The organism is Asanoa sp. NPDC049573 (genome assembly GCF_040676615.1).
GTDB lineage: Bacteria > Actinomycetota > Actinomycetes > Mycobacteriales > Micromonosporaceae > Asanoa.
The window spans coordinates 88303-114845 of sequence record NZ_JBFAPI010000013.1; the positions used below are offsets into that span (position 1 = coordinate 88303).

At 73.6% G+C, this 26543-nt stretch carries 30 protein-coding genes; 12 read left to right on the plus strand and 18 right to left on the minus strand.

Annotated features, from left to right (window positions below; translation table 11 throughout):
* Positions 1–210 precede the first annotated feature (210 nt).
* From AB0J74_RS26365 to AB0J74_RS26385, 5 genes are read right to left on the minus strand one after another with little or no spacing between them, the layout of a single operon-like run.
* Positions 211–849 (minus strand): hemerythrin domain-containing protein, encoded by a 639-nt coding sequence (locus AB0J74_RS26365; protein ID WP_363452417.1) that lies wholly within the window; start codon positions 847–849, stop codon positions 211–213.
* A 15-nt stretch (positions 850–864) separates the two neighbouring features.
* Positions 865–1215: a DoxX family protein gene (locus tag AB0J74_RS26370; protein WP_363452419.1), complete on the minus strand. Its 351-nt coding sequence runs from the start codon at positions 1213–1215 to the stop codon at positions 865–867.
* On the minus strand, positions 1212–1634 hold the full coding sequence (locus tag AB0J74_RS26375) for an ester cyclase (RefSeq protein WP_363452421.1): 423 nt from the start codon (positions 1632–1634) through the stop codon (positions 1212–1214). Before AB0J74_RS26375 ends, AB0J74_RS26370 begins: the two co-directional genes overlap by 4 nt.
* A gap of 43 nt (positions 1635–1677) precedes the next feature.
* On the minus strand, positions 1678–2835 hold the full coding sequence (locus tag AB0J74_RS26380) for a sigma-70 family RNA polymerase sigma factor (protein ID WP_363452423.1): 1158 nt from the start codon (positions 2833–2835) through the stop codon (positions 1678–1680).
* Between the two features lie 2 nt (positions 2836–2837).
* The gene (locus tag AB0J74_RS26385; RefSeq protein WP_363452425.1) at positions 2838–3176 is read right to left on the minus strand and encodes a YciI family protein; all 339 of its coding nucleotides are present in this window, start codon (positions 3174–3176) and stop codon (positions 2838–2840) included.
* 157 nt (positions 3177–3333) lie between these two features.
* On the opposite strand from AB0J74_RS26385, the gene AB0J74_RS26390 reads away from it, so the two are divergent.
* Entirely contained in the window at positions 3334–3867 is a 534-nt protein-coding gene (locus AB0J74_RS26390; RefSeq protein WP_363452427.1) for a DUF6817 domain-containing protein, read from the plus strand.
* A gap of 162 nt (positions 3868–4029) precedes the next feature.
* On the opposite strand, the gene AB0J74_RS26395 is transcribed toward AB0J74_RS26390, so the two are convergent.
* Complete coding sequence (locus AB0J74_RS26395; RefSeq protein WP_363452429.1) at positions 4030–4458, minus strand: GNAT family N-acetyltransferase; 429 nt, start codon at positions 4456–4458, stop codon at positions 4030–4032.
* Between the two features lie 154 nt (positions 4459–4612).
* Here AB0J74_RS26395 and AB0J74_RS26400 point away from each other — a divergent pair, with 154 nt between their 5' ends.
* Positions 4613–5545, plus strand: a complete 933-nt coding sequence (locus AB0J74_RS26400) for an NAD(P)-dependent oxidoreductase (RefSeq protein ID WP_363452431.1) — start codon at positions 4613–4615, stop codon at positions 5543–5545.
* On the plus strand, positions 5542–6477 hold the full coding sequence (locus AB0J74_RS26405) for an RNA polymerase sigma-70 factor (protein WP_363452433.1): 936 nt from the start codon (positions 5542–5544) through the stop codon (positions 6475–6477). The genes AB0J74_RS26400 and AB0J74_RS26405 overlap by 4 nt, the downstream gene beginning before the upstream one ends.
* Here the strand turns inward: AB0J74_RS26405 and AB0J74_RS26410 are convergent.
* Complete coding sequence (locus AB0J74_RS26410; protein ID WP_363452435.1) at positions 6474–7283, minus strand: endonuclease/exonuclease/phosphatase family protein; 810 nt, start codon at positions 7281–7283, stop codon at positions 6474–6476. The genes AB0J74_RS26405 and AB0J74_RS26410 overlap by 4 nt on opposite strands.
* Positions 7284–7461: 178 nt before the next feature.
* On the opposite strand from AB0J74_RS26410, the gene AB0J74_RS26415 reads away from it, so the two are divergent.
* From AB0J74_RS26415 to AB0J74_RS26430, 4 genes are read left to right on the plus strand one after another with little or no spacing between them, the layout of a single operon-like run.
* Positions 7462–8844 carry an IucA/IucC family protein gene (locus tag AB0J74_RS26415; protein ID WP_363452438.1) on the plus strand — a complete coding sequence of 461 codons (1383 nt, stop codon included), beginning with the start codon at positions 7462–7464 and terminating at the stop codon, positions 8842–8844.
* Positions 8841–10397: an IucA/IucC family protein gene (locus AB0J74_RS26420; protein ID WP_363452440.1), complete on the plus strand. Its 1557-nt coding sequence runs from the start codon at positions 8841–8843 to the stop codon at positions 10395–10397. Before AB0J74_RS26415 ends, AB0J74_RS26420 begins: the two co-directional genes overlap by 4 nt.
* A complete protein-coding gene (locus AB0J74_RS26425) occupies positions 10387–11523 on the plus strand; it encodes a type III PLP-dependent enzyme (protein WP_363452441.1) in 1137 nt (378 codons plus the stop codon). Before AB0J74_RS26420 ends, AB0J74_RS26425 begins: the two co-directional genes overlap by 11 nt.
* Before the next feature lie 9 nt (positions 11524–11532).
* Positions 11533–12336 carry a hypothetical protein gene (locus AB0J74_RS26430; RefSeq protein ID WP_363452443.1) on the plus strand — a complete coding sequence of 268 codons (804 nt, stop codon included), beginning with the start codon at positions 11533–11535 and terminating at the stop codon, positions 12334–12336.
* Here AB0J74_RS26430 and AB0J74_RS26435 read toward each other — a convergent pair.
* The 5 genes from AB0J74_RS26435 to def form a co-directional block, all read right to left on the minus strand.
* Positions 12318–13829: a glycoside hydrolase family protein gene (locus AB0J74_RS26435; RefSeq protein WP_363452445.1), complete on the minus strand. Its 1512-nt coding sequence runs from the start codon at positions 13827–13829 to the stop codon at positions 12318–12320. The two genes, AB0J74_RS26430 and AB0J74_RS26435, sit on opposite strands and share 19 nt — an antisense overlap.
* 38 nt (positions 13830–13867) lie before the next feature.
* A complete protein-coding gene (locus tag AB0J74_RS26440; RefSeq protein ID WP_363452447.1) occupies positions 13868–14197 on the minus strand; it encodes a sigma factor in 330 nt (109 codons plus the stop codon).
* A gap of 159 nt (positions 14198–14356) precedes the next feature.
* Entirely contained in the window at positions 14357–15088 is a 732-nt protein-coding gene (locus AB0J74_RS26445; protein ID WP_363452449.1) for an arginase family protein, read from the minus strand.
* A 3-nt stretch (positions 15089–15091) separates the two neighbouring features.
* A complete protein-coding gene (locus AB0J74_RS26450) occupies positions 15092–15319 on the minus strand; it encodes a hypothetical protein (RefSeq protein ID WP_363452451.1) in 228 nt (75 codons plus the stop codon).
* Positions 15304–15801 carry a peptide deformylase gene (def, locus tag AB0J74_RS26455; RefSeq protein WP_363452453.1) on the minus strand — a complete coding sequence of 166 codons (498 nt, stop codon included), beginning with the start codon at positions 15799–15801 and terminating at the stop codon, positions 15304–15306. The genes AB0J74_RS26450 and def overlap by 16 nt, the downstream gene beginning before the upstream one ends.
* A 122-nt stretch (positions 15802–15923) precedes the next feature.
* On the opposite strand from def, the gene AB0J74_RS26460 reads away from it, so the two are divergent.
* The gene (locus tag AB0J74_RS26460; RefSeq protein ID WP_363452455.1) at positions 15924–16496 is read left to right on the plus strand and encodes a histidine phosphatase family protein; all 573 of its coding nucleotides are present in this window, start codon (positions 15924–15926) and stop codon (positions 16494–16496) included.
* On the opposite strand, the gene AB0J74_RS26465 is transcribed toward AB0J74_RS26460, so the two are convergent.
* The gene (locus tag AB0J74_RS26465) at positions 16468–16938 is read right to left on the minus strand and encodes an Lrp/AsnC family transcriptional regulator (RefSeq protein WP_363452457.1); all 471 of its coding nucleotides are present in this window, start codon (positions 16936–16938) and stop codon (positions 16468–16470) included. The two genes, AB0J74_RS26460 and AB0J74_RS26465, sit on opposite strands and share 29 nt — an antisense overlap.
* 97 nt (positions 16939–17035) lie before the next feature.
* Between AB0J74_RS26465 and AB0J74_RS26470 the strand changes: the two genes are divergently transcribed.
* Both AB0J74_RS26470 and AB0J74_RS26475 read left to right on the plus strand, forming a co-directional pair.
* Positions 17036–17386, plus strand: coding sequence for a YciI family protein (locus tag AB0J74_RS26470; RefSeq protein ID WP_363452459.1), 351 nt, complete (start codon positions 17036–17038; stop codon positions 17384–17386).
* 9 nt (positions 17387–17395) lie between these two features.
* Positions 17396–17749, plus strand: coding sequence for a YciI family protein (locus AB0J74_RS26475; protein WP_363452461.1), 354 nt, complete (start codon positions 17396–17398; stop codon positions 17747–17749).
* On the opposite strand, the gene AB0J74_RS26480 is transcribed toward AB0J74_RS26475, so the two are convergent.
* Genes AB0J74_RS26480 through AB0J74_RS26495 form a run of 4 tightly spaced genes read right to left on the minus strand, consistent with a single transcriptional unit; the run spans position 17739 to position 22208 of the window.
* Positions 17739–18905 carry a DUF6596 domain-containing protein gene (locus tag AB0J74_RS26480; RefSeq protein WP_363452464.1) on the minus strand — a complete coding sequence of 389 codons (1167 nt, stop codon included), beginning with the start codon at positions 18903–18905 and terminating at the stop codon, positions 17739–17741. The two genes, AB0J74_RS26475 and AB0J74_RS26480, sit on opposite strands and share 11 nt — an antisense overlap.
* A 10-nt stretch (positions 18906–18915) precedes the next feature.
* Complete coding sequence (locus AB0J74_RS26485) at positions 18916–20058, minus strand: acyl-CoA dehydrogenase family protein (protein ID WP_363452466.1); 1143 nt, start codon at positions 20056–20058, stop codon at positions 18916–18918.
* Positions 20055–21158 carry a Xaa-Pro peptidase family protein gene (locus AB0J74_RS26490; RefSeq protein ID WP_363452468.1) on the minus strand — a complete coding sequence of 368 codons (1104 nt, stop codon included), beginning with the start codon at positions 21156–21158 and terminating at the stop codon, positions 20055–20057. Before AB0J74_RS26490 ends, AB0J74_RS26485 begins: the two co-directional genes overlap by 4 nt.
* Positions 21159–21167: 9 nt before the next feature.
* Complete coding sequence (locus tag AB0J74_RS26495) at positions 21168–22208, minus strand: DUF4037 domain-containing protein (protein ID WP_363452470.1); 1041 nt, start codon at positions 22206–22208, stop codon at positions 21168–21170.
* 55 nt (positions 22209–22263) lie between these two features.
* On the opposite strand from AB0J74_RS26495, the gene AB0J74_RS26500 reads away from it, so the two are divergent.
* Both AB0J74_RS26500 and AB0J74_RS26505 read left to right on the plus strand, forming a co-directional pair.
* Entirely contained in the window at positions 22264–22911 is a 648-nt protein-coding gene (locus tag AB0J74_RS26500; RefSeq protein WP_363452472.1) for a DUF899 family protein, read from the plus strand.
* Between the two features lie 46 nt (positions 22912–22957).
* Complete coding sequence (locus AB0J74_RS26505) at positions 22958–25168, plus strand: hypothetical protein (RefSeq protein ID WP_363452474.1); 2211 nt, start codon at positions 22958–22960, stop codon at positions 25166–25168.
* 172 nt (positions 25169–25340) lie between these two features.
* On the opposite strand, the gene AB0J74_RS26510 is transcribed toward AB0J74_RS26505, so the two are convergent.
* Positions 25341–26543, minus strand: a complete 1203-nt coding sequence (locus tag AB0J74_RS26510) for a sigma-70 family RNA polymerase sigma factor (protein WP_363452714.1) — start codon at positions 26541–26543, stop codon at positions 25341–25343.

The window sequence follows — 26543 nt, forward strand, 5'->3', positions numbered from 1 at the left end:
GCTGAAAGTGCCACACAGGCTACGGCCTAGGTGGCGGTGAGGACGACCGCCGGTTCGGTCGCGGCCGCCGGCGCGGAACTCGACCGTCGAGCGAGAAGCGGCGACGGGCCGGCCCCCACCAACCGGCCCGTCGTCGCATTTTCCGGTGAACCTTCGGGCGTCCGCGCGGTACCCATCTCCGTGAGACGCAGAAGCTGGGCCCACGCGCCCTCAGCCCGCGCTGGCCGCACCCCACCGGTCCAGGGCGGTGTAGGCGGGCACCCACTGGTTCCGATACGCCTGCCGGGCCGGCTCGGGCAGCGGCGCGAGCATCGTCGCGACGACGTGCTCGTCGGCGCCGTCGAGCAGCCACGGCAGGATCTGCGCCGCGTCCGGGCCGACCAGCCGGCCGTTGACCTGGCCGAAGTGCAGCCACTGCTGTTCGGTGACGATCTCCTGCATCAGCGGCAGCGCGTCGGCCTCCTCGTGCTTGAGGTGCCCGCTCAGGCCCGCGGCCAGTGCGTCGGTGAGCCCGCCGAGCCGTTCCGGTCCGGTCTCCGGGTCGGCCAGCGCGGCGTCGATCTCCTCCAGGAGCGGGTCGATGGCGTCGTGCTCGGCCTCCATCGCGTCCAGCAACGCCAGGTCGTCGGGGCGGTCGGCGGCGGTCGCGCGCATCTGCGGCCAGAGCGCCTCGTCCTCGGCGGCGTGGTGCAGGTGCAGGGCTTTCTTGAACACCGCCCAGCCGGCGGCGTTGCGCAGGATCCGCCGGGGGTCGTCGTCGACCCGGGCGGTGGTGCGGGCGATCAGTTCCAGGTCGCGGCGCAATGCCGCGTGCGCGGCATACATCGCGGTCATGTCGAGCTTGGGCACGGGTCTCTCCTTCGATCACGAGCCATAGGGGCCGAAGCGCCCCCAGGCGACGAGCACGGTCAGGGTGAGCAGCACGGCGGTGATGCCGACCGCGGCCGGTTCGCGGCGCCGCACATGCACGGCCGCCGCCAGCGCCATCAGCAACGCCAGCCCCGTCGCGGCGAGCGGTGCCAGCAGCGGCACCACGAGCCCGATCCCGCCGGCCACCTCCGGCACGCCGATGAGCCGCACCGTGCGGGCGGAGAAGTCCTCCACCCACGCATACCGGCCGGCGAGCTGCTCCTTCGACTGCACGAGCTTGGACAGGCCGGACGCGACGAACATCGCCGCCAGAACCGCCTGCACTACCCACAGGACGACGTTCACCCGGGCAGCACGCCGAGTTGGCGCAACTGGGCCAGCACGTCGACGACGCCCCAGATCTCGACGATCTTGCCGTCGGCAAACCGCACGATGAAGATCTCGCTGTACGTGACGTGTCGGCCGGTCGCCGGGACACCCCAGGCTTCGCCCTGGTGTGTGCCGGTGACCGTCTGCCGATACACCACCTTGTCGCCCTCGACGATGACGTCCTCGGTGGTGACGTGCACGTCCGGGTACGCGCGCAGCAGCACCGTCCAGACGCGCTTCATGGCTTCCTGCCCGGGCACCCCCATCGGCACCGGCGCGTGGAAGATCACGTTCGGGTCGACGACCTCGTCGATCGTCTTCGCGATCAGGTCGAAGTCGCCGCTGTTGACGGCCTCGTGGAAGCGGGCATACACCGCTGTGTTCTGTTCACTCATACCCAGGCGACGAACCGCGGCGGGCCGAGGGGACAGGCCCGGGTCAGAGATCTTCCAGGCGCCGGGTCAGGAACCGCCGCTCCGGCGTCGAGGTCGCCAGTTCCAGGGCCCGGGCGTACGCGGCCCGCGCCTCGCCGGCCCGGCCGAGCCGTCGCAGCAACTCGCCCCGGGTCGAGTGGAAGTAGAGATAACCGTCCAGGTCGAGGGCGTCGACGCCGCGCAGCGCGGCGGCCGGGTCGCCGGCCTGCGCGACCGCCACGGCCCGGTTGAGCGCGACCACGGGGGAGCCGGTGAGGGCGACCAGCCGCCCATACAGCGCCGCGACCCGCGCCCAGTCGATCCGCTCCCGGGTCTGCAGCGAGGCGATCAGCGCCTGCACGACGTAGGGGCCGCGCCCGCCGAGCGTGATCGCCCGGTCCAGGACGGCCCGGCCCGCCTCGATCTGATCGGTGTCCCACAGCGCGCGGTCCTGGTCCTCGAGCAGCACCAGGTCCTCGCCGGCGAACCGGGCCCGGCGCCGGGCGTGGTGGATCATCATCAGCGCCAGCAGCCCGTGCGCCTCGGGCTGGTCGGGCATCAGCGCGGCCAGCACCCGGCCCAGGCTGATCGCCTCGGCGCCGAGGTCGACCCGGCCCTGATAGCCCTCGTTGAAGATCAGGTAGAGCACGGCCAGCACCGCGTCGAGGCGGTCCGGCAGCAGGTGCGCGCCCGGCACCGCGAACGGGATCCCGGTCGCCTTGATCTTGGCCTTGGCCCGGGTCAGGCGCCGCTTCATCGTCTCCTCGGAGACCAGGAACGCCCGGGCGATCTCGGCGGTCTCCAACCCGCCCAACGCGCGCAGCGTCAGCGCCACCTGGCCCTCCAGCGGCAGCGCGGGGTGGCAGCAGGTGAAGATCAGCTCCAGCCGTTCGTCTTTGATCACGGTGTCGTCGAACTCCTCCGTGGTCGACTCGGGCACCGGCAGCAGGTGGATCTTCTCGGCGAGGGTGCGGTCCCGGCGGATCCGGTCGATCGCTCGGTTGCGGCCCGTCGTGACCAGCCACGCACCCGGGTTGTCCGGTATTCCGGACACGGGCCAGCGCTGGGCCGCGATGGCGAACGCCTCCTGCGCGGCGTCCTCGGCCCGGTCGAAGTCGCCGAGATACCCGACCAGGGAGGCCAGCACCCGGCCCCACTCGTCGCGGAAAACCTGCTCCAACACCGTCAGCGCCGTACCACCGGCCTGACCTCGACCACACCACCCATGCGGGCGGCCGGGATCCGGGCCGCCATCTCCAGCGCCTCGTCGAGGTTGTCGGCCTCGACCAGGCACAGACCGCCGAGCACCTCCTTGGTGTCGGCGAACGGTCCGTCGGTCATCAGCGTTCGCCCGCCGGCCACCCTGACGCTGGTCGCCATCTCCACCGTGTCGAGCTGGGCGGCGGCGACGCAGCGGGCGTCTTCGGTGAAGGCCTCATACTCGGCGACCAGCGCCGTGCGGTCGGCGTCCGACAGGGCCTCGCCATAGCCGCGCTCGGCGTAGATCAACAGGGCGTACTGCATCGCTTACCTCCGGAGATCGGGCAGGCTCTCTCCCACACGACGAACGCGCGGTGCCACGGGGGACAGCCTCACCCACACAATCTCAAGCCGACCGGCACCACGGCCACCGTTTTGATCATGACTGGGGCAGGGGAGGGCCTCGCTAGAGTAGATGGTCGTGGGAACAGAGGGAGCGGTGCGGGCCTGGCTGCGGGAGCGCGGCGCCGAGACGATCCCGCATCCGGGCGGCACGCTGTACGCCCACCTGTCGCGGGTATCCGAGCGGCTCGGCGCGTTGGGGCTCGATGCCGACGTGCGGTTGGCCGGGCTGGCGCACGCCGCCTACGGCACGGACGGGTTCGACGTGGTCCTGCTCGACCCGGCCGACCGCGGGCCGCTGCGCGATCTCGCCGGTACGGCCGTCGAGGAGCTGATCCACCTCTACGGCGGGTGTGACCGCGGGCGGACCTGGCGGCGCCTCGCCGAGACGGGCGAGGTGTGGAGCCGGTTCACCGGTCAGTGCGCCAGACCCGACCGGGAGACGCTACGGGCGTTCGCCGACCTGAGCATCGTCAACGAGCTCGACGTGGTCGAGCGGGACCCGACGGTCGCGGCCCGCTTCGGTGACTACTTCCGCGGCGTGTTCGACTCGTGGACGCCGATCGCGTCCACATCGGTGACCGCGGAGGCACGTCAGGTTCTGGCCGCCTGAGGAACCCTGGCGTCGGTGCGGTGCGGCCGGGGCGACATCCCCTCTGCGGACCGCGGCTCCGAGGGGGTCGTTGCGGCTCACGGAGCGGTGGTTCGGGACCGTGGGCTTCGGGCGGCAAGAGCCACAGCAGGGCCCAAGACGCTAGTACACGCGTTCGATTCTTCAGGACGGTCGGGCGAGGTATGCCGTCTTGGCGTCGGGTGAGAAGCCGCAGGCCCGATAGAAACCGTGTGTCGCCGGGTCGCGGGAGCCGGTCATCAGCATGACCTTGTAGCAGCCCGCGTCCCAGGCCGCCTGGAGGGTGCCGGCCATGATCCGGCGGCCCAGGCCGGTGCCGCGGTGGGAGGCGTCGACCACGACGTTCTCGATGACCGCGTAGGGCGACGCCGACCGGGTGAGGTTGGGGATCACGTTGAGGTAGGTCGTCGCGACGACCGTGCCGGAGACATCGAGCACGAACAAGCGCAACCAGGGCGACGCCAGGATCGTCCGGAACAGCGCCGCGTCGTGGACCGGCGGATCGGACGGGTGCAACTGCCGGTAGAGGGCCATGATCGGCCCGAAGTCGTCAGGGCCGGCCACACGGAACATGTCAGGACACCCCGGTGATCAGTGGTTGGTCGATAATGCACATTATGTAAACCTGCGTGCTGGTGGCACGGGAAGAGCTTCCCCCATGTCACAGCCGGATGGGGCTGTCTCGTCTCGGGTTTCGGAAGGATCGACCCGAGGAAGGTGAAGGACCATGCGAGTTTTCCTGGCGGGCGGCACCGGCGTCCTGGGACGGCGGCTCGTGCCCCAACTCGTGGCGCGCGGCCACCAGGTGACGGCCACGACGACGAACCCGGCCAAGCTCGGCGCGCTCGAGCAGCTCGGCGCCGAAGCCGTCGTGATGGACGCGCTCGACGCGGCCGCGGTCGGTGAGGCCGTCGCCAAGGCGCAGCCCGACGCCATCGTGCACCAGATGACCGGGCTCAGCCGTACCCATGCCGGAAAGCCCGACCTGAAGCATTTCGACCGCTGGTCCGCCCCGACCATCCGGCTGCGGACCGAGGGCACCGACCACCTGCTCGCCGCCGCCCAGGCGACCGGGGTTTCGCACGTCGTGGCACAGGGCTACGCCAACTGGAACGGGATCCGCACCGGCGGCTGGGTCAAGACCGAGGACGACCCGCTGGACCTGCACGAGGGTACGGCCGCCTACGGCGGGATGGCCGCGCTCAAGCACGTCGAGGACGCCGTAGTCGGAGCCGGCGGCGCGGTCATGCGGTACGGCGGGTTCTACGGGCCGGGTGCCACCGACGACCAGGTCGAGCTCGTACGCAAGCGGCAGTTCCCGCTCGTCGGCCAGGGCACCGGCTACGCCTCCTGGATCCACCTCGACGACGCCGCCGCGGCCACCGTCCTGGCCGTCGAGCAGCACGCCACCGGGGTGTTCAACATCGTCGACGACGAACCCGCTCCGGCCAACCAATGGCTGCCCTACCTCGCCGAGTGCGCGGGCGCCAAGGCGCCGATGCGGATCCCGGTCTGGCTGGCCCGCCTGCTGGCCGGCGAGGTCGTGGTGAGCATGATGACCGAGGGGCGCGGCTTCTCCAACGCCAAGGCCAAGCGGGAGCTGGGCTGGGAGCCCCACTACCGCAGCTGGCGGCAAGGGTTCAAAGAGGACCTGACGTGACGACCAGGACGGACGAGTTCGAGGAGCTGCGGCCCCTGCTGTTCTCGATCGCCTACCGGATCCTGGGCAGCGTCACCGAGGCCGAGGACGCCGTCCAGGAGGCCTGGCTGCGGTTCCAGGCCTACCCGGGTGAGCCCGCCGAGACCAAGGCGTTCCTGTCGGCCGTGGTCACCCGGATCTCGATCGACGTGCTGCGCTCGGCCCGGGTCCGGCGGGAGACCTACGTCGGCCGCTGGTTCCCCGAACCGTTGCTGTCCGACCCCTACGAGGACCCGGCCCGCGCGGCCGAGCTGGCCGACTCGCTCTCGACCGCGGCCCTGCTGCTGCTGGAGCGGCTCAGCCCGCTCGAACGGGCCGTCTTCGTGCTCCGCGAGGTCTTCGCCTTCGACTTCCCCACGATCGCCGACGCGGTCGAGCGGTCGGAGGCGGCGTGCCGGCAGCTCGCCGTCCGGGCCCGCCGGCACATGGACGAGGGTCGGCCGCGGTTCGCCGCCGACCGGGCCGAGCGCGCCGAACTGGCCGACCGGTTCTTCGAGGCGTTCCGCGACGGCGACGTCGACAGCTTGCGTGACCTGCTCGCCGCCGACGCACAACTGGTCGGCGACAGCGGCGGCAAGGCACCGCTGTGGGGCGACGGTGTCTTCGGCGCCGCGAAGGTGGCCCGGACGCTGGCCGCGCTGACGGCGCCGTTCGCGCGGATCGGCGGTGTCGTCGAGCGGCACGAGGTCAACGGGCAACCGGGAGCGATCTTCCGGGACCGCGCCGGCAAGGTGGTCAACACCTGGACGCTCGACATCGCCGACGGCCGGATCCAGACGATCCGCGCGGTGCTCAACCCCGACAAGCTCGGCCACGTCGGCCCGGTCGCCGACGCGTGGGCCGTGGTGCGGGAGACCAACAGGGCTAGGTCCGGGGGAGACCCACAGGGCTAGGTCCGCTCCCCCACCCCGTTGAACGCAAGATCGACAACCAGTGGCCGGTGGTCGGACACCGCCACCGCCGGGGTCGACGCCGTCGCCGCCCACGGGCGTTGGCCCCAGCCGCGCGGGTCGGCGAGCACGTGGTCGAGTTGCACCCGCGGCGCCGACGACGGGAACGTCGGCAGCCGGCCCAGCGGCCGCCACCCCGAGCCGACCGCCGCCGGCCCGGCGGGCAGGTTGAGGTCGCCGAGCAGCAGCCGCGGTGCCGGCATGGCGCGCATGACCCGCACCACCCGGCGGAGCTGCCACAGGTTCCAGCCGGGCACGAACGACAGGTGGGTGGCGCCGACCGTGACGTCACCCCAGGGCGTGACGAGCTGCGCGACGAGCAGCACCCGCGGCTCGTCGCGCAGCAGCATCGGGCGACCCCGGCCGCCGGGGCCGAGCGCGTAGATCGGGCCGGGCACCGGCGACGGCGAGAGCCGCACCGTCCGCCACGACCGCGCCGGGTAGCGGCTGACCAGGCCGATGCCGTAGTTGGGCTGGTCGGCGCCGTCGTCGTCGAAGGCCAGGGGCCGGTAGCTCTCCCCCGGCGTGCCGACCACCGCCGCCACGAACCGGTGCGCGGTCGCGCCGGCCGCCTCCGCGGCGAGCGCGGTCAGGTCGAGCGTGCCGGAACGCGGCTGGAGCCGGTCGACCTCCTGCAGCGCGAGCACGTCGGCGTCGATGGCCGCTACCGACGCGGCGAACCGCGCCTGGTCGACGATCCCGTCGTCGATGGACCGGCCGTGTAGGACGTTGAAGGTCGCCAACCGCACCTATGCACCCTACGGGGAATGTGACAAGGTGGCCCCGTGATCTTCAAGCTCTTCGTCTGCCTGGCGCTGGCGTTCATCCTGATCGGGATGGCCGGCCTCTACGTGCGCCGCTCCCGCGACCGCTGAGCGTCCGGGGTGGACGAAAATAGGTAAGGATTCCCTTAGTAGGCTTCTCGGCGTGAGCAGCGCGGAGGCTGAGCCCGACCCGTCGAGCACCTCGCGATGGCTCGCACGCCACCGCCCCGACCTGCATCCCGCCTACCTGCGGGAACTGCCCGGCGCGGGCGAAGAAATCCAGCGGCGGCTCACGGAGGCCATCGCCCGGGAAAACATCAGCGGGTACGCGGCCCACCAGCGCTTCACGGCCGAGCTCGAGAACAGCGTCGCCAACCTCGCCCTGGCCCGCGCCACCCAACCGCACCCCGACGGCGGCCCACCGGCCCTGACCCGCGCCACACCGCCGCACTGGGAGCAACTCGTCGTCGACGGCCACCCGCTGCACCCCGGCTGCCGCACCCGGACCGGCCTGACCACCGCCGACGTCCTCGCCTACGCCCCCGAGCACCGCACCACCGTCGACCTCGTCCGGGTGGCGGTACCCGCCGACCGCTGGCACACCACAGGCGCCGGCCTGCCCCCGCTGCTGCACCTGCACCCCTGGCAGGCCGCCCGCGTCCTCCCGGACCACCCGGACCTGCGCCCGGTCGGCACCCGCCGCGCCCGCCCGCTGATGTCGCTGCGCACCCTGGCCCCGCTCGACGACCCGAGCCTGCACCTCAAGACCGCCGTCGACGTGCAGATGACCAGCGCCGTGCGCACCGTCTCCCCGGCCGCCCTCGAAAACGGACCGACCCTGACCGCATTCCTGAGCAGCCTCACGCCCGCGCTGACCGTGCTCCGCGAGCACGCCGGCGGCGCGGTTCGCACCGACGGCAACGAGCCCGACCGCCGCCTCGCCGTCATCCACCGCCAGGCCCCGCCGGCACACGCGATCCCACTGGCCGCCCTGTCGGCACCCTCACCCGCCGACGGCGCACCGCTGGCCCGCGAGGCGATACGCCTGGGCTACCACGGTGACCCCCGCCCGTTCCTCGCCGACCTCACCCGGGTCCTGGTCACCGGCCCCGAGCAGCTCCTCGACCTCGGCATCGGCCTCGAGGCGCACGGCCAGAACACCCTCGTCACCCTCGCCGGCGGCAGACCGGACCGGCTCTACTACCGCGACGTCGGCGGCATCCGGATCGACCCCGACCGGGTGCGCCGCAAGGGCATCGCCCCGCCGCCGCTGCACGGCGACGTGACCGCCGCCGACCCCGACGAGCCGGCGACCACCCTGCACGCCGCCCTCGGCGTCGTGCTCGGCCAACTCGTCGCCACCCTCGCCACCGCCACCGGCACACCACCGGGCGAGCTGTGGGCCGCCTGCGCCCGCACCGCCGGCGAGCGCCTCACCGGCCGCGACACCCTCCCGATCAAGGCGACCACCACCATGCGCCTCGCCGCCGACCCGCTCGAACCCCGCTGGGCGTACGTGCCGAACCCGCTCGCGGGCCACCGGTGAGCCTCGACAGCGCCGCGCGGCACACCGCGGCACGCCTCAACCAGGTCGCGCCGACCCTCGTCGCCCCGTTCCGGGCCGCCCTGCCGCGCGCCGCCGCCACCGTCGCCCGCCGCCTCGCCGGCGCCCTCTACCGGGAGGACATCGGCGACGCCCGGGAACGGTTCGCCGGCATCGGCCGCCGGCACGGCTTCGACCGCGTCGAGATTGACAAGCTCGGCGACGAACCGCTCACCGACCTGCTCCCGCCCGGCGCCGACGGCCTCGCCGAGGAACTGACGAACGCGACCGTCAACCTCGCCCTCGCGTACGCCCGCCCCAAACCGGAGGATCCCGGCCCGGATCCCGACGCCCGCGCCCTCGCGTACGAGCGGATCGCGATCGACGGCCACAACCTGCACCCGTGCGGCCGCACGCGACTGGGCTGGGACACCGTCGACACCCTGCGCCACGACGTCGAGGCCGGCACCACCACCGTCGCGTTCGTGCAGGTCCGCCGCGACCTGCTGATCGGCGACGACCTGGGCGAGGCCCTCGGCCGCCACGACGACAGGGCCGTCATCCCGGTGCACCAGTGGCAGCGCGACACCGTCCTGCGCCGCCGCTACGCCGACCTCTACGCCAGCGGCGCGCTCAAAGACCTCGACGGCACCATCGAGGCCGCACCGACGGCCGCCGTCCGCACCCTGCTGCTGCCGAAGAGCGCGGACGGCCACCGCCGCTACCTCAAGCTCTCCCTCGACATCCAGGTCACCAGCACCCGGCGCAGCATCTCCACCGCCAGCACCCGCAACGGCCCCGCCATCTCCGCCCTGCTGCACCGGCTCCTCGCCGACGACCCCACCGTGATCCTGCTCGCCGAGACCGCCGGCAGCGCCCTGGCCGCCGGCGCCGGCCGCGACGGATCCGCGATCCTGCGCGACGGCCTCGACCGCCACCTGGCGCCCGGTGAGACCGCCATCCCCGGCGGCGGCCTGGCCGCCGGCGACACCCTCGACCACCTGGTAGAACCCGGACCGGGGAGTGCTCTCCGCTTCGTCGCCGACTACGCCCGGCTGCTGCTGCCACCGGTCGTCGGCCTCGCCGCCCGGCACGGCATCGCCCTCGAAGCGCACCTGCAGAACTGCCTGCCCACGTTCGTCGACGGCCGTCCGCACCGGATCGCGTTCCGCGACTTCGCCGGCCTGCGCCTGCACCTGCCCCGCCTCGCCGGCCCGCCGCCGCTGTGGCCGGGCTCCGTCATCGCCACCACCGACGCCGGCGTGATGCGGGCCAAGCTCGGCTACACCGCCCTGCAGGCCCACCTGGGCGAGATCGTCGTGCGGCTCACCCACTCGCACGACCTCGACGAGGACCGCGCCTGGCGGGCCGTCCGGGACGCCCTCGACGAGGCCTACGAGCCGCTGCTCGCCGACCCGACCTGCGCCGCCGCGGCCAAGGAGGACCACGCCGCCCTGACCGCGCGGACCGTCCCGCACAAGGCCCTCGTGCGGATGCGGCTGGCCGGCGCCGGCGACCACTACGTGCCCGTGCACAATCCGCTCCATGGTCCCTGAGCCGGTCGCCGCCGCGCTGCGCCGCGCCAGCCGCCCCGTCTGCGCCTACGTCTACGACCCGCGGGTCGCCGTCGACCGGATCACCGCCATCCGCGCCGCCCTCCCCGCGGGCACCCGCGTCCTGTACGCCGTCAAGGCCAACGGCGACCCCGACCTGCTCCGCGCGATCGCCGCACACGCCGACGGCCTCGAGGTCGCCTCCGGCGGCGAACTCGACCTCGCCCTGGCCGCCGGCGCGAAGGAGATCGCGTTCGCCGGCCCGGCCAAGACCGACGACGAACTCACCGCCGCCGTCGACGCAACCGCGATGATCCACGTCGAGAGCGCCCACGAGGCTCGCCGCCTCGTCCACCTGGCCGCCGGAAGACCCGTCCGGGCCGCGCTGAGGGTCAACAGGGTCGCCGCGACACCCACGGGCAGCCACCGGATGACCGGCACACCGACCCCGTTCGGCATCGCCGAGGACGACCTCCACACGATCCCGCACGGCCTGAACCCCACCGGCTTCCACCTGCACGCCGTCTCCAACAACCTCGACGCCGCCGCACACGCCGCCTTCATCGACGACGCCGTCGCCTGGTCCGCCACCGCCGCCCACCGCCTGCGCATCCCGCTGCGCTACGTCAACGCCGGCGGCGGCTTCGGCATCGACTACACCGGCGACGCCCGCTTCGACCTCGACCAGCTCCAGATCAAAAAGCCACCCGCGGGGGTGACCCTGGCCGTCGAACCCGGACGGTACGTCGCCGCCGACGCCGGCTGGTACGCCACCGAGGTGATCGACCTCAAACACAACCACGGCCGCTGGTTCGCCGTCCTGCGCGGCGGCACCCACCACTTCCGGCTACCCGCCGCCTGGGGCTACAGCCACCCGTTCACCGTGCTGCCCGTCGACGACTGGCCCTACCCGTACACCCGTCCGGAGGTATCCGATGTTCCCGTCGACGCCACCGGCGAGCTGTGCACCCCACGCGACGTGCTCACCCGCGGCCAGCACGTCGACCGGATGCGGGTCGGCGACGTGCTCGTCTTCGCCCGCACCGGCGCCTACGGCTGGGACATCTCCCACCACGACTTCCTGCGCCACCCGCACCCGGAGGTGTTGACCGTCGGACCCGTGGGTTAGCGTCGGCCCGTGACGCCAACCATCCTGCGCGCCGGCCGCCGGGTCCACACCGGACGACGCCTCGGCCAGGTGATCGGCCGCAAACCGACCGGCGTCACCGCCGGCCAGTGGAACACCGCACACGCCGTCGTCCTCGACTACCTGGTCACCGACGCCGACACCGACCGGCCCGAGTTCGCGCTGCTGTTCACCGACGACACCGCCGCCGCCGGCGCGCGCGTCACCCGGATGACCACCGCCGTCTGCGACGCCGTCGGCCTGCCCCTGATCAGGATCGGCTCACCGACCCTGACCGCGACACACAACGGCAGCCAGATCCTCGGGTACGTCCTCGACGCGCGCGAGTTCGGCGCCGACGACGGGCTGGGCTACCGCGACATCGTCGGCCGCCTCCCCGACGGCCGCACCGGCTACGTCAACGACCTGTCCTCGGTCGCCCGCGCCGCCGCCGTCGACGCCTACGCCGCCCGCCAACTGTTCGACCCGATCATCCGCGGCATCCGGGTCCGCTGGGCCGGCGGGCCCGCCGAGGGCTGGGCCTGGCTCCAACTCCGCGAAGGCGGCTACGTGTTCGAACGCGTCCGCCTCGCCGAACACCGCACCACCTGCGGCGTCCCCGCCGACCGGCTCGCCGAGGACCTCGCCGGCGCCGCCATCGGCCAGCGCCTCAAGCTGCGCGACAGCGCCGAACCCGACCTCGTCGACCACGCACACATCGAGGCCGGGCTCCGCGACCTGTCCGCCCGCCGCGCCGAACTCGTCGACGGTTTCCCCTACGAGCACCTGCTCGCCGATCAGCCCGCCGCCCGGTAGGCGGTGCCCATCGGCGTCAGCGCGCCACTCTCCTTGTAGAGCCCGGTGTGGCTGTCCGACGTCGACGGCAGGCCGAACCAGGAATACCGCTCCACGTACGACAGGCCCTGCAGCATGTCCGTCGCACCGTTGATGAACGACACCTGCTGCGCGTCGGTCGGATAGTGCGCACCCGACCCGTCGAACCGGATCAGCGCGAACTCGGTCAGCCAGATCGGCAGCTTGTACTTCGCGTACACCTGCTGGATGTAGCCCTTGAGCTGCCCCACCGCCGCCGACGAGAAGTCGCCGCCATACCAGTGCAAGGTGATGAAGTCGACGCGGTAGCCCTTCTGCTTCGCGCCCTTCATGAACTCGTCGAGCCACCGCCCGGTGTCGGCCGCACCCCACGCCACCGCCGGGCTGCCCAGCCGCATCCCGGTCGCCTGCAGCTTCGGCCACAGCTCCAGCGCCTTCGCCGGCGTCATGTCGGCCTGCTCCGCCATGTCCGGCTCGTTGAACCCGAGCAGCGTGTCACCCTCGCGCTTGGCCTGCGCCAGCGTCGAGTCGGTCGCGTTGGTGGTTCCCCAGATCATCGGGACGAACTCGACACCCGAGGCCGGCATCCGGTCGTTGTTGGAGCCCCAGTTGTAGTACCAGGACGCGCCGACCGCCTTCAGGCCCGCGTTCACCGCCGGGAAGTCCCAGACCGCGGCACCCTTCTTCGCCGTCTTGCGGGTGGGCGGCAACGGGACCGCCGGCTTCGCCGCGGTCTTCTTCGGGGTCGGTTTCGCGGAAGCCGGCGGCGCCGTCGTCGCTGCCGGACCAGTCGGGGGTACGGGCGACGGCGCCCCGGAGGCGGCGGGAGGCAACACGGCCGCGGCGGGCACCGCCCCGTCGTCGCGCACGACCCCGAACGTGACCGCCGCCGCGGCCGCCACCGCGACCGTGGCCACCGCGGCCGCGATCGGCTTGCTGACCACGAACCCCTGCAGCAGCTTCGGCAACCAGGCCGCCTTGCCGGCGGTCGAGGCCGTCGTCCCGGTCGCGCTGTTCCAGGCCGCACCGGCGGCGGCACCCACGCCGGCGCCGGCCGACGCGCCACCGGCGGCCGTCACCATCGCCGCGGCCAGCCCGGCCGCGGGCGCGACCAGACCCACACCGGCCAGCAACCGCTCGGCGGCGACCAGGTGGGTCCAGCCCGTGCCGCAGTGGGGGCAGTCGCGGGTGTGCCGGGCCAGCCGCTTGCGCCACAGCGCGTCCGGGCGGCCCGACCAGCCGGCGACCAGCTCACCCAGGTCGGGGCAGCGGGGCCGGGCGTGCAGGGCCCGCACCAGCACCCGCGACGTGTCGAGGCGCTCCTTCATCCGCTGCACCCGCACGGCGGCGTGCTGGTTGGTCACACCCAGCGACTGCGCCAGCTCGTCGCGGGTCAGCTCGCCCGACGACTCCAGCCACCACAACGAAAGCAGCTCACGGTCGTCCGGGTCGAGCCAGCGGGTCGCCTCGGCCACCTCCCGCCGCTGGCCGGCCAGCTCCAGCCGCAGGATCGTCAGCTCGGCGAAGTCGGCGCCCGGGTCGGCGAGGGTCTGCTCGCTGCCCGGGTAGCCCAGGTGACCGGCCTGCCGTGCGCGGTAGGGGTCCGCCTGCCGGTCGCGACCAGCCAGGCCCGGAAGCTCGCCGGGTCGCGCAGCCCCCGCAGGCCGGTCACGCAGCGCAGCATCGTCTCCTGCACGACGTCGTCGACGTCGGCGTGCCCGTCGAGCGCACGACCGACCACGTTGTAGACCAGCGGCAGATACTCGGCGACCAGCCGGTCGACCGCCCGCGGATCACCGTCGCGAGCAGCGACGACCAACGCCTGCTCGTACCCTTCGCGCATCGCACCTCTCCTTGAAGCCGCCCCATCGTGGCGCACAGGAGACGACCGGCGCGACCGCCGGATAACAGTTTTAAGGTCCGCCTAGGACTTCCCGACCGGCCCGTAGCGCCATCGGCGCTGACTTGTCGTTGCGACTGGCGGCACTACCCGTAAGGCGTCCTAGGATGTTAGAAGTGCCGAGAGGAGGTCGGCGCGGGCCTCGTCGTCAGGAGCGGGGTGCCAGGGTGCGGCGATGTCCAGCGCGACAACCCGGCCGGTGGCCAGGACCCGGCGGACCGCACCGAGAACCGCGCCGGTGGACGGGCCGCCCGGAGCGGGAAAGCGCAGGCCGGGCAGCTCCGCGGGGTCGATCACGTCGACGTCGACGTGCAGCACGAGCGGGCCGGCGGGCAGCACCGCGTCGTCGATCTCGTCGACGGCGCACACGGCGGGACCGCCGGAGGCCAGGAACGCGGCCTCCGGCGGGTCCAGGTCGCGGGCGTCGACCAGCAGGACCCGGGCCGCGGCGAGCGGACGCAACCCGAGCGGCCCGGCCACCAGGTCGGGGTGGGCGCCCATCGCCAGCCGCAGGGCCAGACCGCCGAGGTAGCCGGAGGTCGTCGTCTCCAGCGTGTGCACGTCACCGTGCGCGTCGAACCAGACCACCGCGGGGTCGACACCGGCCCGCTGCACCCCGGCGAGCGTCCCGAGCGCGACCAGACAGTCACCGGAGACCACAGTGGGCGCTCCACCGGCACGGATCTCGGCGGCCACCCTGTCGGCGACCACGCCGTGCAGGGCCGCGAGCCGCTCCCAGACGGTGCCGGCCGGCAACACCGGTGCGACCGTCTCCCCCAACGGCGGAATGCTGTCGACCACCTCGTCCTGGTGGTAGGGCACGCGAACGATCACCGGTCAGGCCTCCCATGGTGGTGTGCGGCGGCGCAGGTAGGCGCGGGCCCGCGGCAGCGGGTCGTCCCAGTATCCGTGCGGCATCCGGTGAACGTGGCCCGCGCAGAACGCGGCGAGGCCGACGGTGATCGGGACGGCCTGGTCCGGCCGCTGCCACGAGACGCGCTGATCGGACCGTTCCAAGGGCGTGCGGCGGAACTCGCCCGCGGCCCGGATCAGCGACGCTTCCACGGCTCCGCGCGGATGGCCCGCAGGGCTTCGCGGCGGGTCTGGCCGCGCAACGTGTCGACGAACAGGCGGCCGGCCAGGTGGTCGGTCTCGTGCTGCAGCGCCCGGGCCAGGAAGCCGCTGCCGGACACCGTCAGCGGCTCGCCGTGCTGGTCGAAGCCGGTGACCGTGGCGTGCATGGCCCGCGGCGTCGGGAAGTACAGCTCCGGGATGGACAGGCAGCCCTCGTCGCCGTCCTGGGTCTGCTCGGACACCGTGATCGACGGGTTGACCACGTGGCCGCGCTGGCCCTCGGCGTCGTAGACGAACACCTGGGCGCTGACGCCGATCTGGTTGGCGGCCACGCCGGCCCGGCCGGGCTCGCCGAGCAGCGTGTCCATCAGGTCCGTGACCAGCGCCCGCAGCTCCGCGTCGAAGCTGCGCACCGGGTCGCACTCGGCGCGCAGCACCGCGTCGCCCAGGAGCCGGATGGGACGGATCGTCATGCGGCCGACCCTACCGCTCCCCCGCCGCAGTGTTGATCTATGGACCTCGGCACGCCCCCTACGGCGTCCTAGGATGATGATTCGGCCAGCGCGTCGGGCGAGGCTCCGGTTGGATGGACTCCATGGCGGAGATCGTCCTGGTCCGGCACGGGCAGACCGAGTGGAGCATGGCCGGGAACCACACCTCGTACACCGATATCGACCTGACCACCGACGGCGAGCGCCAGGCCCGGGAGATCGGCAACCTTCTCGCCGGACGGTCCTTCGCCGCCGTGATCAGCAGTCCGCGGCGGCGGGCGCTGCGCACCGCGGAACTCGCGGGCCTGCGGGTCACCGAGGTCGACGAGGACCTGACGGAATGGAACTACGGCCGCTACGAGGGGATCACCTCGGCCGAGATCCACCGGCGCGACGACCCGACCTGGTCGCTGTGGACCGACGGCGCGCCCGGCGGGGAGACGCCGGCGCAGGTCGGCGCGCGGGTCGACCGGGTGCTGGAGAAGGCGGCCAAGCTGCTCGACGACGGCGACGTGGCGCTGGTCGGCCACGGGCACTGCCTGCGGGTCGTGGGCGCCCGCTGGATCGGGCTGGGCACCGAGGGCGGCGGGCTGCTCAAGCTCGACACCGCCACGCTGTCCGTGCTCGGCTTCGAGCACGGCACCCGGGTCATCCAGCAGTGGAACTCGGGTCAGTGAGCGCCACCTTCGGCGACCGGCCCTCGTAGGGGGTCGACAGCACCACGGTGGTGCGGTGCGTGACGTTGGCCGCCGTACGGATCTCCTGCAGCACCCGCTCCAGGTCGGCCGGGCCGGCCACCCGCACCAGCAACAGGTAGAAGTCATCCCCGGCGACCGAGTAGCAGGACTCGATCTCCGGGATGTGTGCCAGCCGCTCGGGCGCGTCGTCGGGCTGCGACGGGTCGAACGGGCGGATCGCCACGAACGCGGCCAGCGGCAGGTCGACCGCGTCGTAGGCGATCCTGGCCGTGTAGCCGCGGATCACCCCGCGCTGCTCCAGCCGGCGGACCCGCTGGTGCACCGCCGACACCGACAGCCCCACGCGTTCGGCGAGGTCGGTGTAGGACAGCCGGCCGTCGGCGGTCAGGGCTGCGACGATGGCGCGGTCAATGTCCTCCACGCGCAAGAAACTACCGGCACGTTCCGTCCACGGCGATGTCGATCCCGCCACGGTGCCATTCGTCATCCCCATGACACTTCCGACGAGAGGCGAAACGATGCGGTACGTGATGATGATCTGCGGGCCCGAGTCCAACTGGGAGGGCCCGGAGGCCGAGGTCGTGATGGAGACGGTCAACTCCTGGTGGGAGAGGTGGCACGCGGCCGGGGTGATCCTCGACGGCGGCGCCGAGTTGCAGCCGGTCGCGACGGCCAGGACGGTGCGGCGGGGCGCCGACGGCAAGGCCGTGGTCACCGACGGGCCCTACATCGAGATCAAGGACGTGGTCGGCGGTTTCATGCTGCTGGAGGCCGACACGATCGACGACGCCATCGCCTGCGCGGCGACCTGGCCGGGCATCGAGGCGCTCGGTGACCAGGTCGAGGTCCGGCCGACGATCGAACGTTAGGTGGTACCCATGCGGTTCCTGATGCTGATCAGCGGAGACGAGGCTGCCTGGAGTGGCGACGACGCGGCCACGCGGGAGGTGATGGGGCAGATCCGCGACTGGTACGCCCGCTGGCTGCCCACCGGCAAGGTCCTGCCGGGCGGGGCGATGCTCGGCCCGGCCGCGGCGACCCGCACGATCGCCGCCGGCGAGGGCGGCCGGGTCGCGGTCACCGACGGCCCCTACGTGGAGCTCAAGGAGGTGATCGGCGGCATCGTGCCGCTGGACGTCACCGACGCCGACGAGGCGGTCGCGATCGCGGCCACCTGGCCGGGCATCGTCCCGTTCCGGGAGACGGTCGAGGTCCGGCCGGTCATGAACTGAGCGCCGCGAGGCGGCGGGCGAGCAGGTCCCGTTCGGCGTCGTTGGTGGCCAGCGCCAGCGCCCGGCGGGTCGCGTCCGCCGCCTCGGCCGTGCGACCCAGCCGGGCCAGCAGGTCGGCCCGGGTGGCGTGCCACATCCGGTAGCCGGCCAGCCGCTCGGCCAGCGCCTCGGTCTCGGCCAGCGCGGCCGCTGGGCCGTCGACGAAGCCGGTCGCCACGGCCCGGCTCAGCGCGACCACCGGCGAGGGGCGCAGGTCGAGGAGCCGGTCGTAGAGGCCGCGGACGGCGGCCCAGTCGGTCGCCGCGTAGGACGGCGCGAGCGCGTGCTGTGCCGCGATGGCGGCCTGGAGTTGGTAGGGCCCGGGCGGGCCGAGGGCGGCGGCGCGGCCGAGGCGGCGTACCCCCGAAGTGATCATGTCTCGGTCCCACCGCGACCGGTCCTGGTCGGCGAGCAGCACGAGCCGGCCGGCGGAGTCGACCCGCGTCGCGGCCCGGGCCTCGTGCAGGGTGAGCAGCGCGGCCAGCCCTTCGGCCTCGGCCGAGTCGGGCAGCAGGGCGGCGAGCTGGCAGGCCAGGTCGAGGCCCTCCCGGGCCAGGTCGCGGCGGACCGCGTCGTAGCCCTGGTTGAAGACCAGGTAGATGGTGGCGAGGACGGCGGGCAGCCGATCACCGGGCACGTCGAAGCGGGCGCCGCGCAGCGCCCGCTTGGCCCGGACCAGCCGCTGCGCCATCGTCGCCGTCGGCACCAGGTGGGCGGCGGCGATCTGCTCGGTGGACAGGCCGCTGACCGCCGAGAGGGTGAGCGCGACCTGGGACGCCTCGCTCAGCTCCGGGTGGCAGCAGGCGAAGATCATCGCGAGCCGGTCGTCGCCGGTCGGTTCGACGGGCGGCTCCAGGGCGAGCTGGGCTGCCTTCTCGCGGCCGGTCGCCTCCCGGCGCAGGCCGTCGAGGGCCTTGCGCCAGGCCGTGGTGACCAGCCAGCCCGCCGGCCGCTGCGGCACGCCCTCGGTCGGCCAGCGGCGCATTGCCTCGCCCACGGCGTCCTGGAGGGCCTCCTCGGCCCGGTCGAGGTCGCCGAGGCGGCGGGCGAGCACCGCCCGCATCCCGGCGGCGTCGGACCGCCAGACGGCCTCCAGGGCGCCGGTGGCATCGACCACGGTCGCGAGGCTATCCCCTGGCCAGCGAGCGGGAGATCACCACCCGCTGGATCTGGTTGGTGCCCTCGACGATCTGCAGCACCTTGGCCTCGCGCATGTAGCGCTCCACGGGGTGGTCGGCGACGTAGCCGTAGCCGCCCAGCACCTGCACCGCGTCGGTGGTCACCCGCATGGCCGTGTCGGTGGCGAACAGCTTGGCCTTGGCCGCCTCGGTCGAGTAGGGCCGGCCGTGGTCACGCAGCCGGGCCGCGGCCAGGGTCAGCGCGCGGGCGGCGGTGACCTGGGTGGCCATGTCGGCGAGCATGAACCCGACGCCCTGGAAGTCGACCAGCCGGGTGCCGAACTGCTCGCGCTCGCGGGCGTAGTCGACCGCGTAGTCGAGCGCCGCCTGGGCCAGCCCGACCGCACAGGAGGCGATGCCCAGCCGGCCCGAGTCGAGGGCGCGCATCGCGATGCCGAAGCCGGTGCCCTCGTCGCCGACCAGCCGGTCGGCGGGCACCCGGGCGCCGTCGAACGCGATCTGGGAGATCGGCGAGGCGTGCAGGCCCATGGTGCGCTCCGGCGCCTGCGGCACGATGCCCGGCGTGTTGGCGTCGGCCAGCAGGCAGGAGATGCCGCCCGGGCCCGGGCCGCCGGTGCGGGCGAAGATGTTGAAGAAGTCGGCGTCGTGGGCGTGGGTGATCCAGGCCTTGGTGCCGTCGACGACGTAGGCGTCGCCGTCGCGGACGGCCCGGGTGGTCAACGCGGCCGCGTCGGAGCCGCCCTGCGGCTCGGAGAGGCAGTAGGCGCCCAACAACTCGCCACCGAGCATGTCGGGCAGCAGCTTGCGCTGTTGCTCGCTGCCGACGGACGCCACCGGGTAGCAGGCCAGCGTGTGCACGCTGACCGCCTCGGCGGCCACCAGCCAGCGCGACGCGAGGATTTCCAGGACCTGGAGGTAGACCTCGTAGGGCTGGCCGCCGCCGCCGTATTCCTCCGGGTAGGGCAGGCCGAGCAGGCCCGCGCGACCCAGCAGGCGGATCGCCTCGCGCGGGAACGCGCGGCGGGCCTCGTGGTCGGCGGCGATCGGCGCCAGTTCCTGGTCGGCGATCTCCGTGGTGAGGGCGAGCAGGTCTCCGGCTTCCTCGGTGGGCAGGATGCGGTCGATGGTCATAGTTCGGCCAACTCCGTGGTCGTGGTGTTGAGGACGTCTGCTCCCCCGCCGGCGCAGACGACGATGTCTTCGATGCGGGCACCGGCGTGGCCCGCCAGATAGATGCCGGGCTCGATGGAGAACGCCATGCCGGGCTCCAGCGGCCGGTCGTTGCCGGCCACGATGTAGGGCTCCTCGTGCCCGTCGAGGCCGATGCCGTGACCGGTGCGGTGCAGGAACGCCGCTCCGAAGCCGGCGGCGGCGATCAGGTCACGGGCGGTCGCGTCGACCTGCTCGCAGGTGACCCCGGGGCGGACCGCGTCGACGGCGGCGCGCTGGGCGGCCCGCAGCACCGCGTAGAAGTCGACCACGTCGGCCGGCGGGCGGCCGACCACGTAGGTGCGGGTCGAGTCGGAGCAGTAGCCCGACGGCATCGTGCCGCCGATGTCGACCACCACCGGCTCGCCTTCGCGGATCACCCGGTCGGCGGTCTCGTGGTGCGGGCTGGCACCGTTGGGGCCCGAGGCGACGATGACGAAGTCGACGGTGGCGTGCCCGGCGGCCAGGATGGCCTCGGCGATGTCGACACCGACCTGCCGCTCGGTGCGGCCCGGCCGCAGCCACTCGCCCATCCGGGCGTGCACGGCGTCGATGGCGGCGCCGGCCTGGCGCAGCGCCTCGACCTCGGCCGGTGACTTGCGCATCCGCAACTCGGCAAGCACGTCGCCGGCGAGGCGCTGCTCGGTGCCGGGCAGCGCGGCCCGCAGGCCGAGCACGTGGGCCGCCCACATCCGGTCACCGAGCGCGACCACGCTGGGCGGGCCGTCGAGGGCGGCGACGACCAGCGGGTAGGGGTCCTGGCCGTCGCGGTGGTCGACGATCCGCAGGCCGCGGGTGGCGACCTCGGCGGCGGGCCGCTCCAGGGTCGGCACGATCAGGGTCGGCTCGCCCCGCGCGGGCACCACCAGGCAGGTCAGCCGCTCCAGCGCGTGCGCGTCGTAGCCGGTCAGGTAGCGCAGGTCGGAGCCGGGCGTGATGAGCAGCGCGTCGAGGCCGACGCCGGCCGTCGCACGCTGTGCGGCCTCGAGCCGCTCGGGTGGGTGGAGCTCCGCACTGAGCACACCGTCAGCTTAACGTTCGTTCGGGCCGCTCCGTGGCCCCTCGAAGCCACCCGCCGCCGCCCGGGCGCGTCCGACATGCGCCAGGACATCCGTGCTGTCGACGAACTGGTCGACGGCGCCGACCGGCGGCCGGTCGCGCAGCCCGGGATCGGTGATCGTGGCGGTCAGCGCGGCCGCGAACCGGGCGGCGCCGAGCACCGTGTAGGGCCGGTCGTGGAAGCGCACCGGGGTGGGGTCGACGGCGGTGCCGAGCACCTCGTTGGTGCGCTCGCCGGCCCGCACGGCCGCGGCGACCAGGTGCCGCTCGCGCTCGCGCCAGTCGGTGGCGGCCAGGGCGGCGGTCAGCGCGTCGTGCGGTGCGCCGGGCAGCCGGGCGAAGGCGGTGCCGAGCCATTTGGCGTACGGAGGGTAGCGGCGCTCCAGCAGCAGCCACAGCCGCATCAGGTCGCGGGCCAGCCGGGCGGCGACGATCCGGCTGCCCAGGTCGTCGCCGGCCTCGCCGCACCGCCCGACGAACGGCTCCTCCTGGTCGATCCGGGTCCACTGCGCGGCGAGCACGTAGCGCCAGACGTCGTCCGGGTAGCAGGCCAGCGCGGCGCGGGCCGCGGTCAGCCCGCCGAGGCCGTCGTGGAACACCGCGCCGCCGGTGAACTCGGCCAGCCGTTGGGTCGGCAGCGCGAGCCATTCCGTGGTGGTCGGTCGGGCCGGGTCGGCGAGTCCGAGGCTGTCGCGCAGGTAGTCGTCGAGGGCGTCGACGGTCACGCCGAGCCGCTCGCCGCCGTCGGCGGACGGCCGGGTCGGTAGGCCGTGGAAGGTCGCCGGCAGGGCCGCGTCGATGGCCGCGCGGGCGCCCGCCGCGGCGTTCCGGTCGGCGACGAAGACCTGCAGCCGTGGGCCCCAGTCGTGGTCCATCGACCGGGTGGTGTCGAAGCCGAGCACATCGGAGCCGGTGTCGACCCGGGCCGCGGCGTAGGGCCGTCCGCGCAGGGCCGGACCGACCACCTGGTCGTGCAGCCTTCGGCTGACCGCCAGCCCCGGTGTGAACGTCATGTCGTACCCCCGGGATAGGGTTGTTTGATCACTCACGGTGAGAGGACGAGAGACCATGGCTCATCCGGAGATCGTGCCCCGCGAGCAGTGGCAGGCAGCCCGCGACGCCCTGCTGGTCAAGGAGAAGGCGGCCACCCGGGCGCTGGACGCGCTGGCCGCCGAGCGGCGCCGGCTGCCGATGGTCCGGATGCGAGACGATTATGCGTTCACCGGTCGCGACGGCAAAGCGGGTTTGCGCGACCTGTTCGAGGGCCGCGACCAACTCGTCGTCTACCAGTTCATGGACAACGGCCCCGACGACATCTGCTCGGGCTGCGCCAGCTTCACCGACAACGTCGGCCGGCTCGAGCACCTGCACGCGCGCGGTGTCTCCTACGCGGTCGTCTCCGACATGCCGTTCGAGCAACTCGAGCAGGTGCGGCGCCGGATGGAATGGACGGTCCCGGTCTACTCGTCGCGCGGCACCACGTTCGCCGACGACCACGGTGCCGGCGGCGGGTTCGGGCTCAGCGTGTTCGTCACCGACGGCGTCGACGTGTTCCAGACCTACTACACCAACGCCCGCGGCGTCGACCGGCTGCGCTTCGACTTCAACATCCTCGACCTGACGCCCTACGGCCGGCAGGAGAACTGGGAGGACTCCCCCCTCGGCTGGCCGCAGACCGAGCCCTACAGCTGGTGGCGCCTGCACGACGAATACTGACTACGATCGGCACCGTCCACCCTCGACCGTCATCGGGAGGCGACCGTTGCTGCGCGTCTTCCAGATCGCCCTCAGCGCCGTCGCCACCCTGCTGGTCGTGCCGTTCGCGGTCAACATCAGCACCGGCGGCGACCCACCGGGCTGGATGCGGCCGTTCGTCGGCTGGCTCTGGCCGGTCGCCATCGGCTGCGTGGTGGCGGTCATCGTGCTGGAGGCGGTCGACCGGCTGGCTCCCGCCGCACACGACAAGGTGATCCGGCACCGGGTCGGCGACCCCCGCAACGTTCCGCTGGCCCTCGCCCAGGTGACCCGCTACGTGTCGGCGCGCCAGCAGGGCTCGCTGGCCGAGCGCGTGCGGATCGCGCTGGCCCTCGACGAGCGCCCCGCGGCCGTCCGCCAGCCGGCCCACCTGGTCGCCCGGGTCAGCGGCGACGTCTTCACCCTGTCACCCGACCTGGGCATCGGCGACGTCTTCGGGCAGCTCAACGAGTCGATGCTGATCCTCGGCGCACCGGGCGCGGGCAAGACCACCCAACTGCTCGACCTGGCGGCCGCCCTGGTCGACCAGGCGCACGCCGCCGGCGAACCGTTCGTACCCGTGCTCCTCGACCTGGCCGACTGGGTCCGGCCGCGGCGCCGGCGGTTCACGCTGCCGGGTTCCGCGGACGAGCGCCCGGCGCTCGACGACTGGATCGTCGAGGCGATGGCGCGCCGCTACCTGATCGGCCCGCAGATCGGCGCGGCGTGGCTGCACGACGACCGGATCGTGCTGCTGCTCGACGGCCTCGACGAGGTGACCGAGGAAGACCGGGCCCGGTGCGTCGCCGAGATCAACGCCCTGGGCGTCACCCGGGTCGCCGTCTGCTGCCGGGAGGCCGACTACGACCAGGTCGGCGCCCGGCTGCGGCTCCAGGGTGCGGTGACCATCCGGCCGTTGACCCGCGACCAGGTCCGCGCGTTCCTGACCGCCGCCGACCCGTCGCTGGCCGAGGTGATGGCCGGGCTCGACGCCGACGACGAACTGTGGGACGTGCTGACCACGCCGCTGATGCTCTCGATCACCGTGCTCGCCAATGCCGACCGGGCCGCGTTCGCCGGCTCGGCCGAACCGGCCGCGCGCCGCCGCCTGCTCTTCGACGCCTACGTGGTCGAGGTGCTCTCCCGGCGCCGGGCCGGCCGCGACGACGACCCCGCCCGCACGCTGGCGGCCCTGCGCAACCTGGCCGACGGCGCGACCCGCGGTGAGGCCGGCGTGCGGGTGGTCGCCTTCGACGGCGACAGCGCCTACCGGATCCTGCCCGACCGGGCCCTCAACCTCGTCCAGAGCGTGTTGCTGCCGATCTCCGCCGTCGCCGTCGCCGGCTGGTGCACGGTGATCATGGCAGCGCGCACCGGCCTGGCCGCGACGGTGCTGCCGGCGCTCTTCGGCCTGACCGTGGTCAGCGTCTTCGCCGCCGTGCCACCGGCCGTGCCGGTCCGCAACCGGGCCGTGCTGGCCGGCTACGCCGCCGCCGCGTTCGTCACCGTGGGCGTGGTCGCGTGCGGCCTGTTGGCCCTGGCCGGCCTGGTGCCGCCGGAGCCCGCGGGAGCCGCCGCCACGGCGCTCGGGGTCGCCCTGCTCAGCGCCGCCACCATGTGGTGGTTCGACCGCGCCGCGATGGACGTGACCTCCTGGGTCCTGGTCGCGGTCTGCACCGGCGCGGGCGTGCTCGCAGCGGCCGGCATCCTGCTGCTCGGCTACTCGCCGGTGGCCGGCGCCGGCTGGGCCGTCGGCGCCGTGACGACGGCCGGGTTCGCGACCCTGTCCGCGATCATCGGCACGATCCCGCAGGATCGCACGACGGAGGCGGAGTTCGGCCGCCGCGCGCTCGTCCTGCTGGCGGTGTTCGTGGCCGGCACCGCCGCCGCACTGGCGCTGACCGGTCTCGGCACGGGGTCGTTCTGGGCCGCGACCACCGGGTGGCTGGTCGGTATGACCAACGGCGTCGGCCTGGCGTTCGCCGTGATCGACGTGATTTCCCGCTGGGTTGCCCGGGTCGGAATGGCGGTCGATGGCGAACCGTCACCGTGGCGGCGGTCGTTCCTGCGGTTCGCCGCCGACCGCGGCCTGCTCACCTACACCGACGGCGAATACCGCTTCATCCACCTCCTGGTCCGCGACCACCTCGCGGCGGTGGACCCGCTCACCCTCGCCGCCCAGGTCGACCGCCGCAAGGCGGAACTGACCGCACCATCCATCCGCGAGCCGGTGGCGTAGCCATGCCGCCCGCGGCGCCGCGCAGCCGCGAGCCGGTGGCGTAACCGCTCGGCCTGCGACGCCGGCAGCCGCACCCGACCGCTCGCCCGGCGCGGCGCCCGCGGCCCGAAGCACGACCGCTCGGCCCGCGCGGCGCCCGCGGGCCGATAGGCGAGCGCTCGCCGCGGCGCCGTCACCCCGCGAGACGGTGGCGTAGCCGCTCCGCCTGCGGCGCCGGGAGGCCGCAGCCGACGGCGCGGCCGAGGGCCGCCGCCGCCTCGGGGCCGCGGTCGAGGCGGTGCAGCAGGTCGGCGCGGGAGGCGTGCCACCACGGATACCCGGACAGGCCGGCGATCGCGTCGACCAGCGCCAACCCGGCGGCCGGACCGTCGCGCTCGGCGACCGCGGCCGCCCGGTTGAGCCGCACCACCGGCTGGTCCGAGATGGACAGCAGCACGTCGTACCAGGAGACGACCGCGTCCCACGGCGTCGCCCGGTAGCTCGGCGCCAGGTCGTGGCAGGCGGCGATCGCGGCCTGCACGACGTAGGGGTCCGGCCGGTCGCCGGTGCGGCGCAACGCGGCGCCGACCAGTTCGACCCCCTCGCGGATCGTGGCGGCGTCCCAGCGGGACCGGTCCTGGTCGGCCAGCAGCACCGGCAGGCCGGCACCGTCGACCCGGGCCGGGCGGCGGGCGTCGTGCAGCAGCAGCAACGCCAGCAGGCCGACCGCGGTGGCCTCGTCGGGCATCAGCTCGACCAGCAGCCGGGCCAACCGGACCGCCTCGCCGGTCAGGCCCGTGCGCAGGACGTCGGCGCCGCTGCCGGCGGCGTACCCCTCGTTGAAGATCAGATAGATCGTGGCCGCGACGGCCCGCAGGCGCGCCGGGAGCTGTTCCGCCGCGGGCACCCGGTAGGGGATCCGCGCCTGCGCGATCTTCTGCTTGGCCCGGGTCAGCCGTTTCGCCATCGTCGCCTCGGGCACCAGCAGCGCCCGGCCGACCTCGGCCGTCGTGAAGCCGCCGAGGGTACGCAGGGCGAGCGCGACCTGCGCCGGCTCGCTCAGCGCCGGGTGGCAGCAGGTGAAGATCAGCCGGAGCAGGTCGTCGCGGACCACGTCGGGCGGTTCGCCGCCGGGATCGGCCAGCATCGTCGCGGCCGCCTCCTTCCCGGAGCGGCGCGCCTCGCGGCGGATCAGGTCCACCGCGCGGCGCTTCGCCGTCACCACGAGCCAGCCGCGCGGGCTCGCCGGGACGCCGTCGACCGGCCAGCGTTCCAGCGCCCGCACGACCGCGTCCTGCACCGCGTCTTCGGCCAGGTCGACGTCGCCGGTGACGCGGACCATGGTGGCCAGCACCCGGGCGCGCTCGTCCCGGACGAGGCGGGCCAGCTCGTCCAG